The sequence below is a fragment of the Psychrobacter sp. YGAH215 genome, from assembly GCF_007280595.1.
Taxonomy (GTDB): domain Bacteria; phylum Pseudomonadota; class Gammaproteobacteria; order Pseudomonadales; family Moraxellaceae; genus Psychrobacter; species Psychrobacter faecalis.
In genome coordinates this window covers 25,523-43,606 of sequence record NZ_VKLR01000026.1, presented here as the reverse complement: position 1 = coordinate 43,606, position 18,084 = coordinate 25,523, and the positions used below count along the sequence as shown (strand labels likewise).

Sequence of the window (18,084 nt, the reverse complement as noted above, 5' to 3'; positions counted from 1 at the left end):
AGCATGAATTTTGTCCATTACACCATAATTTAACACTACCTTTTAGGATGTGTATAGAATTCAAATGAGTGGCAACCAGATAAAGACACAAGCAAGCATTACCGCTGCTGCATAGCTATCTTTGAGCTTATGATATCGCGTGGCCATGCCCCTAAAATGTTTCAATCTAGCAAAAGCGTTTTCTACCAAGTGACGGCAACGATACAAATACCAGTCTAGTGTGTCATTGTTGCTGTTTTTAGAGTTCGACTTAACGGGTATGACTGATACCACCATGAACCCCAGATATTTGCTCAGGACGCAAGTTCTCTTTAAGCTTGTCTGTCACCCATGCCCAGAGGTCAGCCACAATAGTTGTGGCGTTGTTAGCCCGTCTGTCACAAGCCTTGTTATTAGCATGCTTTGCTCGGTAACCTCGTAGGCTTTTATTACGCCTAAGCTCTCTTGATATGGTACTGGGACTTCTGTTTAACACCCTCGCTATGAAATTAATACTATGTTTTGCCCCTTTAAGGGCATAAATCTGGTATCGTTCCCCTAGGCTTAGATGTGTATAGTTCATGGTTGCAATCTCACTTTGGTCGGTGGATAAAAACTTTGATGCTAGCGCATCTAGGTCTTTTTTTTACCTTACATTTGGTATTGCACTTCATGTGTTAATCTAAGTGATTATTTTCATGAGCTTTTGCCATTTACCGGTTTTACGCCAATAACGGTATTGATGATATATGCGAGACCAATGACCGAAATAAGAAGGTAAATCTCGCCATGGACAGCCTACTCTTATGCGGTACAGCATGCCTTCAACGGTACGTCTTAGATTGGGCTTGTTATATACGTTAATTTGTCGCAATATAATAAATAGCTTGTGCCAAAGTTCATCGTTGAGCTTGGTGCAAGTCATAAGTGACGCCTTATTTCTTTGTTGTGGTAAACAGTAGAGTAAGGCGTTGCTTATTTTTTTCAATGGTTCCTCAATTCTATACAGCCCCTAGATTTTTTGCATCTTTCTGCTTCTCAACTTTATGCTGGTCTTCTGTGCTATCGACTTTCCAATAGCTGGATATGTATAAATGCGTTTTTGGTATTGAAAAATATGTTTTAAAGTGATGGCGCAGGGCGCGCATACTATGAAATTCACATGCTGCCCACACCGCAGGCTGGCCTGCTAGCCACGTAAGCGTTTTAACCCTTTCAAGTAATGGGCTGCTTTCGGTATTTGGATGTGAGTTGATCACCCAGTGAATGTCAACGTTGTCTGGTTTTTTGAGTAGTTGTTTATCTGCTTCACTGGTGACCTCAAGGACTGCATAGCCGCAGGCCTCAGCAGGTAGCTGGGCAAGATTGACGCTAATGGCTGGTAGCGCTGTCATATCACCAACCAATAAAAACCAATCTGCCTCATTATTAATCAGCTTCTTTGGCCCTGGGCCGCCGACCAATATTTGCTCACCCACTTGGGCGTTACGTGCCCACATTGAAGCAGGCCCTTCAGCGTCATGCAAAGCAAAATCCACATCTATTTCATCCTCACATTGTCCGCTAATGGTATAAGTGCGCATCAGTGGCCGAGCCCCATGGTCTTGAGGAAATATGAGTTTAATATAAGCGCTTTCTTGATCTTTTGGAAAGGCAAGCAGGCCAGTACCGCCAAGCGTGACGCGGTACATCTGTGGCGTGATGTATTTGGTACGAACAACATTCAATGTTCTTGGAGCGGGTTTTGCCATTTTAATGCCTTTCTTAATTTAAGTGTTTCATTTTTTAAGTTATCAGTTTAGATAGCGCCAGTATATAAAACGGACATTCTCTAGTAATGATAAGCTCTATATTGTTTAAAAGTTGGCCTTTAGACTGACGGACATCTGGCGCTCGGGTCCCATCCAGCAGTTATTACTATCGTAGCAAGTACCGACATAGGTTTTATCAAACAAATTATTGATACTAGCGCCGACCGTGAGCATCGGATGGATTTGATAGCTGCCACCAATATCTACCAATGTCACACTTGGCAGCTCGTCTGAATTTTGCTTATCAAGTTGCATGCCGTCTTCATATCGAACCCCTGCATTGAGGGTCAATTTATCTGTGGCGTAATAGTCTGCCCACAATGTCGCTTTGTGCTTAGCGGTTTGTGCTGGCGTATTGCCGACTACGTCAGGGTTAAATTCATCTTCGGTAATCTCAGCATCGGTATAGCTGTAGCTTGCAGCAATATCTACCCAATCACTTAGCATGTGGCTGCCTGAAACCTCGAACCCTTTAGAGGTGATTTCACCCGTTTGAGTTTGACTTCTATAACTGATTTCATCAGCCACCACGACGTTCTTTTGCGTAATATAGTCAATCCAACTTAAAGTTGTAACAGCAGACATTGCTGAATAAATGATTTAGATTATTCTCACCCCAGCCTTGCCTGAGCTTTTTTACCTCAGCCCACTTCTTCTCAATAGGATTTAGATCAGGACTATAAGGCGGTAGCCAGAGTATGCGATGACCATGTCGGTTTAATAGCTTTTTGATACGTTTGTTCTTATGAAATCTGGTACTCGAGCATAGCTCTCCCCTTGCACTCGGGCAAAGCAGTGCTTTATCCTCGCTCATGTCCATGACGATGACACATTTGCGACCAAGCTTTGGAAAGACGTTATACTTAAACCAGTCGTAAACCACTTGCCAGTTGATGTTATGGAGAAATATGTCCACGGCAAACAATCTTTTTCGATATAGTGCCCCAATGACGTTGGTTCTTTTTGTTTTTTGATAATTATAGATATCGATGCAAGGTTTGCCTACTGGCGTATAGCCAAAGGCTCTGATGACTTCTTGCTCAAAGCCGCTTTCATCCATATAAATAATAGGATAGCCTTGGCATTGATAGTGTTTCAGTTTAATGGTGTACTCTAATCGCTTAAGCCAACTTGATTTTGGGTGTTTAAGACTTTTTTTTGCGGGTATAGCCCAGCCGCTTCATGGCAGCTTCTACACCAGATTTACAGCTATAAACGATATCGTTGCATATATTGAGCTGTACTACAACCAGACGAGGATTCAAAAGGGCTTGGGCTATAAATCGCCAAGACAGGTGTGGTTTGATTATTATCGTCAGGCTGCGTAATTAAAATCTCCCAAGTTTAACTGTACGGATTTGACGGCAGGGGTCACTTTAGGTAATGCGAGGTTATGTCTAAATACAATGATTGGTGCGCCCACAGGGACTCGAACCCCGATCGATCGCTTAGGAGGCAACTGCTCTATCCTGTTGAGCTATAGGCGCGTGGTGGAGTGCTATTGTAAAAAAAAGGTCTGACAAAAGCAATGCGTAATCATCAGGCAGCGGGCCTTAGACTTATTTACCATTGCTAAGCGCGTCGGATACATCTACCGAGAGCTCGCCGGTTGCTTGTTTGGCGCGTGAACTTGGTTGAAATAAATTGTCCATATCATTCTTATAACCGTCGATATTAGTATAATTATGCTGGCTTAAGATATCTTGTCCGGTACTTGAGAGCAAAAAATTTCTAAAATTAATCGCCGCAGGGTTTTGCGTTAATACCACGCCATCTACCGCTTGCTCGCCTTGTAGGGCATAGCCAAAAGAACTCAGGCTACGGGTATTGGTATTATCGCTTTTGGCGTGAGCCGCCACTTCTGCATCAGCTTCATCTACGCCATCTTCTGCTTTTTTAACTTGGGCGCTACTATCATTTAATTTGTTCTGGTTGTGCTTGTCTTGAGCGGTTTTTAATTGTTCTTGCAAAGGCGCTAGTCGCTCTTTTGACAGCTTGCCATTCGCAATGATTAAATCGGTATCTATGAGAAAAGACGCGCGCTCATCGTCGGTGCGATGACTGTCGGCAAAATCATTATCGGATAACGTTAAAAGGGCAGCCGAAGGCACATAGTTTGTTAATATTTGCATATTTGGATAGCGTGCTTGAAAGCTTGCAATCACCGCATCTAAAGGTGCTTGCAGCCCATCTTCTGCTTGGATGTGCAAGGTGCTTTTTGCAATGGTATTTTCGTCATTATCCGCAGACGATGTATCATTGTTATTTGCCATAATCGGCAAAGGGTCCATATTTTTGCGGTTACTGGTCCATAACCAAGTAAAGATGGCGATAAAAATAATCAGCAGCAGTAAAATAAGCCCCGCTAATAGCAGCTTGTAATCTCTCATAAGTTACCGCTCTTTTTTTTGGTTAATGTGGTTAATTGATAGAGTAGATGATAAATGGTAACAGATTTATTCTTGATGGTTTAATACTTCGTCTACTAAATCTGCCAGCATATGAGCAAAGATGTCCGCGTCTTTTGCTACAGGTGCTGCCGTACTTGGCTCATTAGTTTTTTGTTGGGTAGGATTATTTTCGTTATTACTGCTAGCATCATTAGATACTACTTGGAAGCCTGAAACAGGCGCGTTTTGTTTATCAGTCGCTTGAGCAGCTGCCATATTAGTAGACAATGCTTGCAAAGCCTGATGCGCGGCCAATGGCGATTCACCGGTGGTAAGTTTGTCTTTAAGCCATTTAAAACCGTGGGCTTCCCACCATGCTTCAAAGCGTGGTAACGTGCTGCCACGCACCGCTGCTGGCAAGTTTAAAGTACGAAGTTTTTGGGTCAATATCGGGTCGCTAATGGCTTGATGGATGCTAAGATAAAGACCACTGCTATCGTCAGTATAAGGCTGCCTGTTTTGCCATGACCTATCATCAATTTTCATGCGGGGCAATTCCCACAGCTCACCGCGGTAGTATACAACATACAACCGGCGTTTAGGATGAACGAAAATGGCATCAATGGGGCGCATGGGCATAGTATTCTGTTATCTCTTTAACAAAAAAGTTTAGGTAAAGGGTAGAGCGACATCCGTTGTCGCAAGCGCTCTTGCTTTATAGGTGACGTGCTGGTAAACCACCGCGAACAGTGGCACACTGATCAGCAGATTGCGCACGTTATTAGCTTTTCTCACTACCAACCGTGTTATTAATACTCATCGTTTATTATTAGCGACAGTTTTACTGCCAAACACAGGGTGTTATGCATGAATTGGTACTATAATATCTACTGTTTTTAATCGATATTATGCTAGCAGAAATGCAACAGACTAACGAGCAGCAAACATAGATTGATGAGTGTTGCCTACCACGTTTCTTCTTCATAAAAAGTATGAAACCATACGCTATCATCAGCTTTGCCGTAAAATTTACACGCTCGTCGTGTTGTTTTTAATACTCAATTTTTACTATTCCAGCTTTATTCATTCAAATAGATTACCTCATTTATGTTTACCATTATTCAGTCGCACCGCACCGAGCTTTTAGTTGAGCAGTTGTTGGAGGCCTATAAGTCCAAAAATCAACCCATTTTTGAAGAGTTTGTTGTCATTGTGCCATCAATGGTACTTGGTGATTGGCTAGACAAGTCTATTGCAAGCCAAGCGGGTATCAGTACCTTAGTGACGACGACGTTTTGGGGTCAGTATCAGTGGATATTGATGCAGGATGTGTTGAGCCGCCACAATGCCTATTTATTAGAACAAAACCCTGTAGCGTCAACGTTGAATGTGCCTGAGGTGGCAGTACTGTCACCAACGGTAATGCAGTGGCGATTGTTTGGTTATTTGACTTACTATCAAGAGGCGATTGTCGCTGATGAAAAACATCCCGTTCATCCACTGCTGGCGTCTTTGATTGATGAGCCGCAAGAAGAAGTTCAGCAGGATAAGGCACAGCAAGATGCGCGTATTTGGCAGCTGGCAAGTGATTTGGCGAGGGTGTTTAACCGCTATTTAACCCATCGTGAAGACTGGTTGGATCTGTGGTCACATAATAAGCCGCTTAATGTGGATGCGCTGATAGCGGATAAGGATGCACTATCCTTGCGCTTCGATAAGTATGCACGTGGCACCCCTGAATGGTTGGTGGCGCACTATGTAGAGTTAGAGGTCGCCCAGCGTTTCTTATGGTCGCATTTGTTTGCCGATGTGCATCAGCACCGGGTGGCACTTGAGGATACTTTTTGGTCAGCGCTAAAAAGCAACAAGGCGAATGAGCGTGCTCAACTGCCCAAAGTTCTGCGCATTTTTACCATTCAGCAATTGCCACAAACCGAGCTCGACTTTTTACAGCGCTTGTCACAATACATGGATATCACACTGCTGCACTACAACCCATCCAAGCTGTTTTGGGCGGATATTGTTGATAAATCATGGCTACAGCGTCAACAGATCATTAACCCTGAAAGCGTGTTTCTGCGTGATTATGGGCACAGTTTGCTATCACGTTTGGGCAAACAGTCGCGTGATACCTTTGCCATGCTTGCTAATTTATCGGGTAATGAGCAATACCAAGACGCACTCGTTGAGTGGCAGGACATCTTTAATGAGGGCGATGATAGCAATGATGGCTTGAGCGACGAGTTCAGTATTGATTTTGATGATAGTGCGCAACAGCTGCAAAAGAGCGTAAGCTTATTGAGACGTTTACAAAATGATGTGTTGATGCTCGATGAGCAGTCTACCCAGCAAGCGACCGCGGCCAAAGTATCGCAAGCAGTCAGTAAACAACTAGAGACCGGCTCTGATCAAGATGAGCAAGAGACGCCGTGGTATGACGATGAAGCATTAGAGAATAAACGCTTTGAGAAGGAGCGTTTTTGGGCAATGTCTGCACAAGATAATAGCCTAAGTATTCATTCATGCCATAGTTTGCAGCGTCAACTTGAAGTACTGCGTATTATGATTGGGCGCTGGTTGAATGAGCCATTAAAACCTGGTAAGAAAAAACGCCATATATCCGATATTGTCGTGTTGCTGCCCGATGTTGAGCGTCACCATGCGCTGATCAGCTCTATTTTCGTCAGTGGTAAAGGTCAAGACGGTTTGACCTTGCCTGCAAAGGTAACTGGTGTGGTCGATGCAGATATTCGTCAGCTATGGGAAGCCATCATTGGTTTTTATAAGCTGTTAGGCAGTCATAGTGCCCGCTTTGAAGCCGCCGAGGTGCTTGATTGGCTAATGCTGCCACCGCTGTATGAAAGTTTTGGCTTAACCCATGATCAGATGAGCCGTGGCTGTGATTTACTGGTAGAGGCAGGCTTTATTCGCGGCTTTGATGAATGGCATCTTAAACAAACCCTAGATAGCAACGACTATGACTACCGATTTACCTTTGCTCAAGCGTTAGATAGATTAACCTTGGGTCTCGTGATGCCAGAGGCCAGTTTAAGCGATTGCTTATATCCTTTGGCACAGGAAGATTGGCCAAGCACTGCCTTGCCGGAGATGAGTTTGCCGCTGCCGCAAGTGAGCCTAAATGATGCGATAATTATTGAAGCGCTTTGTCGTATTTATGCCGGTTTGACTGCGCGCCGTGATGATCATACACAAAAACTAAAAGCGGAAGATTGGCTTGATCAGATTGAGAAACAAGTCATTCATCGCTACTTTAGTGATGTCGATCAAACGCGTACGATGCGCGCCATCTATAACGCTATGAATGGCTTTAAATCAAGCCTGAGGGCCAATCGTCACTATAGACAGTACGCCAGTAGCGATAGTGTCAGTAATGCTAACAAAAAAGAAGTAGAGCAAAGGCTGGCAGGCGTTGAGCAGTTGCCATTAAAGCTGAATTTTATGCTGGACAGTATTGAAGCAGAGCTTGAGAGTCAGCAGGTCAGTGCCGAGCCGACTGGGGTGATTACCTTTGGTCGATTTGGGGCGCTCAGAAATGTGCCTTTTGATTTGGTGGTGATGCTCAATATGGATCTGTCTGAATTTCCTGGGCGTGATCTTGATAATCGCTATGATTTGATGAAAGCCACCAATGCCCGCCGCGGTGATAGAGTCAGTGAAGATGATGATAATGGTGCATTTTTAGATGCCTTGCTGTGTGCGCGCAGTGCTTGCTGGATATTTTATAACGGTCAAAGTTTGTTGGATACCCACGAGCACCTGCCAGCCAACCCAGTTAGTGAGCTATTACAATTTTTGCAAGGTGAGGTGCAGTGGCAGGTCAACTCGCTTGAAGCGTTAGACACATTACCTGAGAATGTTGATTCTACCACCGAGAGCCTTAAGCGTTATTTACCTAAATTGATTAAACAGTGGCTGGTGACTGAGCATCCGGCACTGCCGTTTCATGAGAGTTTGTTTGAAACAGACATTGAAGACGCAGATGTTTGTGAGCAAGCGTCTGACACTCCTAAGCTCAATTTGAATGAAAGCGCAGCTATCCACACTGAAAATAATATTCAAGACAACAGCCTTATTGATAATGCAGATGAGTTAGATGTTCTTTTGAATAAAGCCATGCGCAAAACCAAGCTTGCGCAAAAACGTCAGTTTCCGCCTGCGCCGCTTTGGCAAGCGGTGTTTCATACCTTAAAGGGCAGAGCATTTAGTGAGCATGCAGAACTGGTTGGTTTGCCTACCAAAGCACAGTACGAATCAATCGCTCAGCTACTTGGTCAATCTCTAGGTCAGTTAGGACAAGTAGACAATCAAACCTTAGATGTAATAGCTGAGATGTTGTCACTAGACGCAACAGCTGTCTCCAGTGATTCTGGAGAGGTTAATGACCTTACTAAAAAGGCACTTTCCGAAACTGTATTTAATATCGGAGAGATAGACGTTGAAGGGGTATTGGCCTATCAAGTGCGCCATCCTGCCAAGGCATTTTTGCGTACTCAAAAGGTGCATGTGGTGCAAGGCGAGGAAGCGCTGGCACATCAAGAGCCACTATTCCTAGACAATCTAACGACTTATCAGATAAAAGAGTATCTGATTAACGAGCTGGCGAGCGATGCAGCAAATAATAGTACCGACAGCACCGCCACGCAAGACAGTCCAATCTTGATGTATCAAAAAATCATGCCAGCAGGTGTGGCGCGCCAAACGACATTGCCCAATCAACAACAAAAACTGCAGCAGCAATGTCAGGAATTTAAAGAACAGCTAGTTGCTAATGGCTTGGATGATGCCCAGATATTAGAGGCAAGCGAGATAGGTGGTTTGCAGCTACTGACCCCAACCACCGAGCATCCCGTTCAGCTAGAGTTAGCGACTGTGTTGAACCATGCTGATAATGCGCCACTACCGAAGCTATTGCCTAAAATAGTTAAAATAAAAGGTTCAGTACCAATATCAGTTCCTACATCAGTATCGATAGATGCCAATCACCATCCCTCTAATCTACAGGCTGGCGTGTCCTATGCGGAAAACTCACCCAAGCAGTGGTTAAACATACTGCCCAATTCTGCTAGCCCCAAGCATTTAATCAAGTTTTGGTTGTCGCATCTGTATTGGCAAGTTGCCAGACGTACCACTGCTGAGCAAGTCGCAGTAGATGATGGCGTGAGTATTTGGCGCTTTAACAAATCCAACTCGCAAGTTGGTAAATATAAAGATGTAATCACATTTAAGTTAAGCCCTATTGTGTATGAAGATGCCGTGACCGAGCTGATAAAGTGGGCGATATTTGGCAAGCTAGTCGGTCAAGTACCGATTACCTTATTGCCAGAATATGCGCTCAGTTATCTTGATAAGTGTGCAAAAGCGGCAGAGAGTGAAGACGAGAGCGGCAGCTATTGGCCAAAACGCGCAGACTTCTCAGATTGGCTAAGACCCAACTATCACGTAGACACGGTATACGATACCTGCTCGCAGCATGCCATTTGGCAATACGTACTGCGTGATCAAGACGCCTTTAAAGCCCTATCAGCAGCATTAACGACGTTAGCACAGCCGCTGTATGAGCCAATGTTCACAGCGCTACAAGGTTTAGATAGTTAGCAGGCTAGCTGGTTACTTAAAACTGTTTAAAACGGTTCGTTTTTTGCCCTTTGGTTTAATTGATAATAAAAAGTGTACGCCCCTATGACAGAATTTACCGCCACCACTCACATGATGGACATTTCTACCCAGCCTCATTCATTTGATAAATATCAGGCTATGACTGACAGTGAGGTTGCGAATCACGATATGATTAAGCCTAAGAATAAGGCGGATGTGATACCAGCGGTTGATGTTGCATTGACGGGGCGGCATCTTATCGAAGCGTCAGCTGGTACTGGTAAAACGTGGACACTAACTGGCATTGTACTGCGTCTGTTGATTGAGGCACGGCGTGCGCCAGAGCAAATCATTGCGACGACCTTTACTCGCGCTGCGGCTGCTGAGATGCGTCAGCGCATTCATGATCGTTTGGTGGATTTCTATCAGCTGCTGCAATGGGTGAATAGCCTGAGTGCTGACCGCGCTAATAAAGAGAGTTTGTATCCACATATATTACAGGTGACACCTGATAGTGATAAGCAAGCAGTCAATAGCTCAAATACGGATTCAAACGCTGAAATAGATGCAGATGAACTAAATCAAGACTTTGTTTATGACAAAGCTCATGACAAAAAAGCTGCTGCTGAAAAGCGTGCACAAGCAAAAAAAGATCGTGAGGACTGGTTAGTCGCTCAGGCTAAATATGCGCGCTTAGATGACATCATGCAAGACCCTATCAATCTGCATCTGGTCGGCTACTTGCTTGATCATGTATACAGCTATCCTATGACAGAAGCCATTCGACGCACGGCGCTTGTATTAACCACCTTGGACAAGCTGTTTGTCGGAACCCTTGATAGCTTGGCGCAAAAATGGTTGAAGGAGTACAGTAGCGAGACCGGTCATCAGCAAGGGATGGCTATTATTGAAGACAGCAGCATTGAGCAAGTGACGGACAGTATTGTTCATGATGAGCTGCGTCAGTTTCAAAGTAGGCTGTATCACGAGCAACCTAAATTGTATGCATTGATGGATCAGCAAGGTAAGCTGACGGCGGTGGGCGATCATAAAAACTATGTAACTCGGTCGCTGAATTTTATTTCTGCGCCAATTGATGAAGTTGTGAGCAGTGATTTTTCTTTTGAGGGTTACGAGCGGCTTATCCATAGTATCATTGAGCGCAGCGATGAGCTTGATGCTTTCTTTAAGCCTGATGGCGAATACTATGAAGTTCCCAAAGGACAGTTGCAGAATAACAGAGAGTCTTGGCCGAAAATCGTTCAAGTGTTAGAAGAGTCTGGTCCCGCCGCTTATAAGTTCATATCAGACAAAAAAACTTATACTGGAAAGTTAATTGAAGCGTTTCAGAAAACTGATGATATAGGCAAACAGTTCTACAAGCCAAAAGATGGTGAAAGAGTTAATTTGATATTTAATGAGTTGCAGGTGGTTCGTGACTTTAAACGGTATATTGAAGAAAGCAAAAAGCTCGATGAATACATAGTTAGCGTCTTGGCTAGTCTAAATCGCCATATTGTGTTGGCGGTACGTGACAGGCTACCGGTTATATTAGAAGAGCGCGGTGAAACTACCTTTAGCTTGCAGATGGTACGTTTAAACCAAGCATTAACGGGTCGGCAAGGAGAGAAGCTGGCACGTTATATTCGTCATCACTATCCAGTGGCATTGATTGATGAGTCGCAGGATATCAATGGCGAGCAAGCCACTATGATTGAAAGCATCTATTTGCCAACAAATAAACGTAAACCGTCGGCTAATGACAAGCAGGCTACGGGTGATAAAGCGAGCAATAAAACCAACCATGATTTTTTGTTGTTGGTAGGCGATCCTAAGCAGGCCATTTATGGGTTTCGCGGCGGTGATGTCGCCAACTACAATTATATGAAAGCCCAGTTTGACAAAAGCAGCCTATGGACGCTCGATGTTAATCGTCGTTCAAACGCCAGTGTGATTAATGCCCTAAACTGTTGGTTCGGTATGCCTGCGCCAGTGACTCAAGAGAATAGGCTGGCACAGTTAGGTAGTGGTATTTATTACCAGCACATTAAAGCTGAAAAGCAAGAAAATCAGCTGTCTTGGTTTAATGATTCAAACATACTAAATAGCGAGTTAGTAAATGACGTACTCTCTGCTCAGCCAGTGAGTGTGTTGCACCTACCTTATGATAAGGACAAGGAGCTTGAGTATGATGAGTTCGAGATCGCAGCGCGTCATATTGCGACCTTACTCAGCAGTGGTCAGGCGTTAAAAGGCAAGCCGATTCAGCCGAGCGATATTGGCGTGCTGGCACGTGCCAAAAAAGATTTAAAACGGGTGGAAGATGAGCTGGTAAAGCTTGGTGTGCCAACCTTGACCACCAGTGATGTGAGTATCTTCGAAACCGTCATGGCAGAGGATGTGGCAGCGCTGCTGAGTGCTATGTTATATCCGTATCGTCATGACATGATTAATCGGGTGCTGACCAGTCATTTGTATGGCCTGAGTATCAAAGATATTAAAGCCATGATGACGGACCATGAGTCAGGGGGTGTAGATTTAAATAGCGCTAATACACAAGCCATTGATAATAAGAAAAGCTATCAAGACTTTATTAGCTATTTAAAAGAAGGTGCCCAGCGTTGGCAGCACTTTGGCATATTATCGGCCATGCATTACTTGTTAGATCAAAGCCCTGTGCAGCCGCAAGGCGTTTGGCAAGCATTAGCCGCGCATCCAGAAGGCGATCGTCATATTATGGATTTGCGTCATGTAATGGATATATTAGCGCAGTATGGTATCGGCATGGGTGAGTACGAGCTGCTGGCCTGGTTTAGACAAAACATAGATAGCGCGCCTAGCAGCGATTGGGCCAAGCAGTATCCGTTACCGACAGAATCTGGCGTGCAGCTAATGACCATTCATAAATCAAAGGGGTTAGAGTTTCCTATTGTCTATGTGCTGGGTATGGGTGATGCCAGTAGGAAGTCAGGTAATAAAGAAGACTATGGGTTGTATCTCTACAACGCGCAACAGAATCCTAGCCAGCAAGATGCTACTCAACAAGACGCTATTCAACAAAATCAGTCAGCGCTAGCTCAGCAATCGACAGGCAATCAGCGCCGATTCTCTCCTGTACAAGGCTCTGCGACCACAAAGGGTTACTATACCGATATTGAGACACAGGAGGGCTTCGAGGAGCTGCGCCGGCTTGGTTATGTGGCCTTTACGCGCGCCAGTGAACAGCTTTATGTGGTACTGCGAGATCCCCACAACAAAACAGGGTTTGAATTAAAGCCGGTGTTCTATTGGTTTGAGTCACCAGAGCCAAAATTTGAATTGCCAGATAGATTCAAAGGCACCATAGGTATGATTAGAGGGCATAAGGTCAATGAGTTCTATAATGATAACTGTGCTGCTGCTAAAGCAGGCAAATTAACAGAAAGTGGATCGCCCGATTTTATTACGCCCAAAACCGAACCTATTGAGTATGATGATTTTTCAGAAGTTATGAAAATCAATTACTTTTACGGTTGGGCTAAGACCAGTTTTACCGCCTTAGCCCGTCAGCTAGATGAGTCAACGCAGACAATGGCTGTGATGGATGAGCGTATTGATGATGCGATAGATATTGATGTTGATATCAATATCACCGAAACGTCAGTTCCACCGTCACTGGGTGGTCATGCATCAGATAGTCATGACGCTGCCGCGCAAGTCGATCAGGCAAGTCTCAAGTTAGAGGATGATATTCGTTTTACCTTTGTGAAAGGTGCCAATGCGGGTACATTTTTGCATGAGATATTTGAAAAAATTGATTTTAATAATAAATCCCAGTGGTCTCAGGTTATCGATAGAGCTATTAGTAGCTATCAGCTGCCGTTGGTGTATAGCAGTGCTGAAACCCAAAGCCGTCGATTACAAGCGAAGAAGCAAGAGCAAGGCGATAGTGCTTCATTAAATACTGATTCATTGGATTCGGACTCGATAGATGCTAGCAAGCATGCAGCTCTCATTGGCTGGATTGAAGAGGTGCTACATACGCCGCTATTAGCGTCTGATCAGTCGTTACGCTCTATCGATGCAGGTCATAGGTTCGCTGAACTAGAGTTCAATATGGGGCTGTCAGAGCGTTTTAAAGCACAGGATATTAATAGACTTTTTCAACAGTACCTGCCTAATGAAACCGACAAACATGTTAATCTTGTCCCGCAAAACAAAGCGCATTTATATCGTTATTTACGTGGTGAAATCGATTTGGTGTATGAGCATGCTGGCAAGTATTATGTCGTCGATTATAAAAGTAACTTTTTAGGAAATAGCCTAAGCGATTATAACGAAGCTACGCTCAAGCAAGCGATGTCTAAAGCAGGGTATTGGTTGCAAGCAGCCATTTATCAAGTGGCATTGCATCGGTTTTTGTCGATGCGAATTGCTGATTATGTAGGCAATGAAGCTAAGTATTTGGGCGCGGTGGAGTATGTCTTTTTACGAGGCGTATATGATCCAACCTCTCAGTTGGTGACTAAAGCAAAAGAGGCGAATGTACTGAGTGGCGGCGACTCAATAGCCAGTGAGACAATGCATGACAAACCAACAAACAGTGCCCGCTATGGACTGGTGACGTGGGATATTCCTATTGATTTTATTAAGGCCTTAGATGCATTGTTTGGCATGCCCAGTTAGCAGGGTACACAAAATGAATGCAATTACGAATTTGATGCAACAAATTACTGTAGCGATTAATCCTATAAGTATAGAGAAAAACAGACCATGAGTAATAATTTATGAATAATAATAATAAGAGCAGCGCTGCTATTAGCTTACAAGAAAGCTGGGCCAGCAACATCAGTGATTATATTTTGCTGCGCCGTCAGCAAACGCATTTAGCGTATAACGTGACCGATGCCAAGCTTAATACTGGTAGTGAAAAAATAGACAGAACACCAGACAGCGGTTTATTTGCAGCCTTATTTACTATGTTAGCCGCGCATTTAGAAGAGGGGCATACTGTACTCACCATTCAGGAAACTGAGCACGAAGTACCGCTCAGCGGTCATATCAATGACGAAGTGGTGACACTATATGCTTGGCAACAGCAGCTGTTAGAGATGCTAGCAATGCCGCTTATTGCCTTGAATGACACTCAAATAGAGGTTCAGTTAGAGGTAGATATTACGGCTGAGGTATCAATATTCGTACTGCTAGAGAACTTGTTTGCTAAGCAAGACCAGCTATGGGCGCAGCTAGCACTCAGTAATCATGACAAAGAGATGTTGATTAAAAGGTTCGATGCCGTTGCCTTACTTTATAAGCTATTGAAAAATAGCAACTTAACGTTTTTTTCTAAGTTAATCGATGAGCACACTTTGTTCGCTGACGTTAATGCTAACGCAAACCATAATGAAAATAAAAATAGCCTAAGCAAAAATAATCAACCTATTGTTTATCAGTTTATCAAGAACCAAAAGACTGATAAACAACATACGACCATCACCTTTTGGTTACACCGAGCTTGGCAAGCAGAGTTTAACTTAGCCGCGCGCATCAACACTATTTTAGAGCAGCAGGTAACACCGCTAGAGATAGCAATACCCGAAAACCTTCATGAACATCAGATAAAGGCAATTAATGTCGCCAACAACAACGCCTTTAGTATTATTACTGGTGGACCAGGTACGGGGAAGACCTACACCGTTGCTCAGCTAGTGATTGCACTGCAACAGGCAACAGAGAGTGGGGCAGATGCGTCTAAAAGCATTAGATTTAGCACTGACAGTGCTAGCTTGGCATTAGCAGCACCAACTGGTAAAGCGGCACAGCGTATGCAAGAGTCTTTGCAAGCCGCGTTAGACACCGCGAATGTCGAACTACAATTACAAGAAGCCAAAACCATTCATCGCTTGCTAGGTATCGGACGTACTGGCAGACCGCGTTATGATGCTAATAATCCACTGGGCGAGGATATTATTATCGTCGATGAGGCGTCGATGCTAGGGGTGGAGCTGGCGAACTATCTTGTGAGTGCGGTAAAGCCTGGCGCAAGGCTGATACTATTAGGAGATGCGAACCAATTGGCAGCTGTAGATGCAGGGGCGGTACTGGCTGACTTGTGCCGCATTCCGCGGTTAGAGCCTATCCATGCAGAGCTAACAGAGAGTCGTCGATTTACATCAGATTCGGGTATTGGTAAGCTTGCTTATCAAATTAATAAGACAAAGACAGATACTCATACTATTTGGCAGCTGTTAAAGCATGATAAGGTACTGAGTTTTCAATATGTGAATAACATTAACCCCTTACAAACAGAAGCTTCTCTACATAATAAAATAGAAAATAGCCTAAGCAAAAATAAAAACATCTCAAACCTCACATCAAATTACCATACCTACATAAACAAAATAAAAACGCTGCTGATAAATCCGATAAAAAAATCCGTGCCAGAATCAGTTAAAGATACCATTGCTTCATTAATGGAAACCTTTAATCAGTTCAGGGTGTTAACTGCTGGTCATAATGGCGAGTGGGGCGACCATTATATTAATAATTACTTTACTCAATGGCACCTTACTGAGCTTAAGCTACCACTGGGTCAAAACACATGGTTTCATGGTCGTCCCGTTATGGTCCTTCAAAACAACTATGAGCTAGGATTATTTAATGGCGATATTGGTTTTTGTTTGCAAACTGGTGATGAGCGTAGTCGACTCGAAGTGTTTTTTGAGAATAAGAAGCAGGGGATTGCGGTCAATCTGCTTAATGAAGAGGTGATTGCCACCGCCTATGCGATGACCATTCACAAATCGCAAGGGTCTGAGTTTGATCATGTGGCCATTACTTTTGATAATAGTCATGCAAGGCTACTGAGCAAAGAGCTTATTTATACCGCTGTGACCCGTGCCAAAAAACAGGTAACCATATATAGTACGAAATCCGCTTTGGAAAAGGCTGTCCAGACACCCACTGAGCGCCATACGGGTTTGGCACTACAATTTACCAAACATTAAGAAATATATAGATAAAAGAGGGCTAAAGTTGTATACCTTTTATACTGTGCTGGACCATATTAACGAAGTCATTTATAAGCCTAATCAATTAATTGTTGCTTCAACTGAGGAGGAGCAACAAAATATAGAATATGCTGCTGGTACGTTTGAGTTAATCAACAAACTGGGTGTTAAAACGGTTAGGTTTAGAGTAGCTAAGCAAACACCCACCAAAGTAGGGCAGTTTGTTACTTTTTGGGAAAAAGATGCTAAAGATATGAATCAACCTTTTCAATATAACAAGTCACCAGACTTATTGGTAATCACTACATTTAAAGATAACACTACATTTGGACAGTTTGTTTTTCCAAAAGATGTCTTACTTAGAAACGATATCCTCCAGTCTCATTCTACGAAAGGTAAAATGGGCATAAGGGTATATCCTAGCTGGGATAAGCCAACCAGTAACACTGCTATAAAGACTCAAAATTGGCAGTTAGATTATTTCTTTAAGGTTAATGATACAGGCATGCTACCTACAGAAAAAATACGAGCCTTGTATAAGTAAAGATTAACAGTGAGAGCAAAATATAAGCAATAAAAAAGCACCCACTGGGTGCTTTTTATTATGCGATACATTCAAAACATTCAACCAAAGAATGACTAGATTTTGTCTTCTTTAATAGCATAGATACCAGGCAAATGACGCAAGTAACCATGGAAATCCATACCACAGCCATAAACATAACGGTCTGCGACATTAATACCAACAAAATCAACGTCAAAGTCTGCAACTTTGCGATCATGCTCTTTATTGAGTAATACGCAACATTCAATCGATAAGGGTTTTTCTTTACCTAATTCTTCAACAATGGCTTTTAAAGTAATACCTTCGTCAAAAATATCATCGATTAATAAAACGTGTTCGCCTTCGATACTTACGTCAGGCTTAAATTTCCAATCAAGCTCATTGGTACCCGCATTATCACGATAGCGTGATGCATGGATATAATGCATGCGATGGTAAAAGGTTAGATGAGTCAATAGCTGACCGGCTGGGATAAGTCCGCCGTTCATAACGACCATCACGATTGGGTTTAAACCGGCATAATGTAGATTGAGCTGGGCGGCCAAGCGCTCATAAGCAGCGGCTACTTCGATACTGCTGATCAGGCACTCTGAGTTGCGCAGGGTTTTTTCAATTTCTTGGTTGTTAATTTGGGTCATGAGTTGCGCCTTTGATAAAAGTGCCGCCTATTTTAGCAAATTTTAGCAAATTTGCCCAACACTACCGTTTTAATAAAAACATAATAGTTGCTAATA

At 43.4% G+C, this 18,084-nt stretch carries 10 protein-coding genes, 1 tRNA gene and 2 pseudogenes; 5 read left to right on the top strand and 8 right to left on the bottom strand.

Annotated features, from left to right (window positions below; genetic code table 11):
• Nucleotides 1-60: 60 nt before the first annotated feature.
• From FOR85_RS12970 to FOR85_RS10785, 4 genes and pseudogenes are all read right to left on the bottom strand, one after another.
• Nucleotides 61-904: pseudogene (locus FOR85_RS12970) on the bottom strand (transposase).
• 76 nt (nucleotides 905-980) lie between these two features.
• Complete coding sequence (locus tag FOR85_RS10795; protein ID WP_144297913.1) at nucleotides 981-1,730, bottom strand: siderophore-interacting protein; 750 nt, start codon at nucleotides 1,728-1,730, stop codon at nucleotides 981-983.
• Nucleotides 1,731-1,835: 105 nt separating this feature from the next.
• Complete coding sequence (locus FOR85_RS10790) at nucleotides 1,836-2,375, bottom strand: TonB-dependent siderophore receptor (RefSeq protein ID WP_223808607.1); 540 nt, start codon at nucleotides 2,373-2,375, stop codon at nucleotides 1,836-1,838.
• The gene (locus tag FOR85_RS10785; protein WP_144297912.1) at nucleotides 2,344-2,850 is read right to left on the bottom strand and encodes a transposase; all 507 of its coding nucleotides are present in this window, start codon (nucleotides 2,848-2,850) and stop codon (nucleotides 2,344-2,346) included. The genes FOR85_RS10790 and FOR85_RS10785 overlap by 32 nt, the downstream gene beginning before the upstream one ends.
• Before the next feature lie 121 nt (nucleotides 2,851-2,971).
• Here FOR85_RS10785 and FOR85_RS10780 point away from each other — a divergent pair.
• Nucleotides 2,972-3,118, top strand: a pseudogene (locus FOR85_RS10780) (IS3 family transposase); the annotation flags it as partial.
• 83 nt (nucleotides 3,119-3,201) lie between these two features.
• On the opposite strand, the gene FOR85_RS10775 reads toward FOR85_RS10780, so the two are convergent.
• From FOR85_RS10775 to FOR85_RS10765, 3 genes are all read right to left on the bottom strand, one after another.
• Nucleotides 3,202-3,277 (bottom strand) — tRNA-Arg (locus FOR85_RS10775).
• Nucleotides 3,278-3,349: 72 nt separating this feature from the next.
• Entirely contained in the window at nucleotides 3,350-4,180 is an 831-nt protein-coding gene (locus FOR85_RS10770) for a hypothetical protein (RefSeq protein WP_144297911.1), read from the bottom strand.
• A gap of 66 nt (nucleotides 4,181-4,246) precedes the next feature.
• Nucleotides 4,247-4,819 (bottom strand): hypothetical protein, encoded by a 573-nt coding sequence (locus FOR85_RS10765; RefSeq protein WP_144297910.1) that lies wholly within the window; start codon nucleotides 4,817-4,819, stop codon nucleotides 4,247-4,249.
• Nucleotides 4,820-5,287: 468 nt separating this feature from the next.
• Between FOR85_RS10765 and FOR85_RS10760 the strand changes: the two genes are divergently transcribed.
• The 4 genes from FOR85_RS10760 to FOR85_RS10745 all read left to right on the top strand — a co-directional run bounded on the left by FOR85_RS10760 (nucleotide 5,288) and on the right by FOR85_RS10745 (nucleotide 17,329).
• A complete protein-coding gene (locus tag FOR85_RS10760; RefSeq protein ID WP_144297909.1) occupies nucleotides 5,288-9,796 on the top strand; it encodes an exodeoxyribonuclease V subunit gamma in 4,509 nt (1,502 codons plus the stop codon).
• A gap of 189 nt (nucleotides 9,797-9,985) precedes the next feature.
• Nucleotides 9,986-14,461 (top strand): UvrD-helicase domain-containing protein, encoded by a 4,476-nt coding sequence (locus tag FOR85_RS10755; protein ID WP_373681954.1) that lies wholly within the window; start codon nucleotides 9,986-9,988, stop codon nucleotides 14,459-14,461.
• Between the two features lie 101 nt (nucleotides 14,462-14,562).
• Nucleotides 14,563-16,782, top strand: a complete 2,220-nt coding sequence (gene recD, locus FOR85_RS10750) for an exodeoxyribonuclease V subunit alpha (RefSeq protein ID WP_144297907.1) — start codon at nucleotides 14,563-14,565, stop codon at nucleotides 16,780-16,782.
• A 28-nt stretch (nucleotides 16,783-16,810) separates the two neighbouring features.
• Nucleotides 16,811-17,329, top strand: coding sequence for a MepB family protein (locus tag FOR85_RS10745; RefSeq protein WP_144297906.1), 519 nt, complete (start codon nucleotides 16,811-16,813; stop codon nucleotides 17,327-17,329).
• A gap of 95 nt (nucleotides 17,330-17,424) precedes the next feature.
• On the opposite strand, the gene FOR85_RS10740 is transcribed toward FOR85_RS10745, so the two are convergent.
• The gene (locus FOR85_RS10740) at nucleotides 17,425-17,988 is read right to left on the bottom strand and encodes a hypoxanthine-guanine phosphoribosyltransferase (RefSeq protein ID WP_068404752.1); all 564 of its coding nucleotides are present in this window, start codon (nucleotides 17,986-17,988) and stop codon (nucleotides 17,425-17,427) included.
• Nucleotides 17,989-18,084 lie beyond the last annotated feature (96 nt).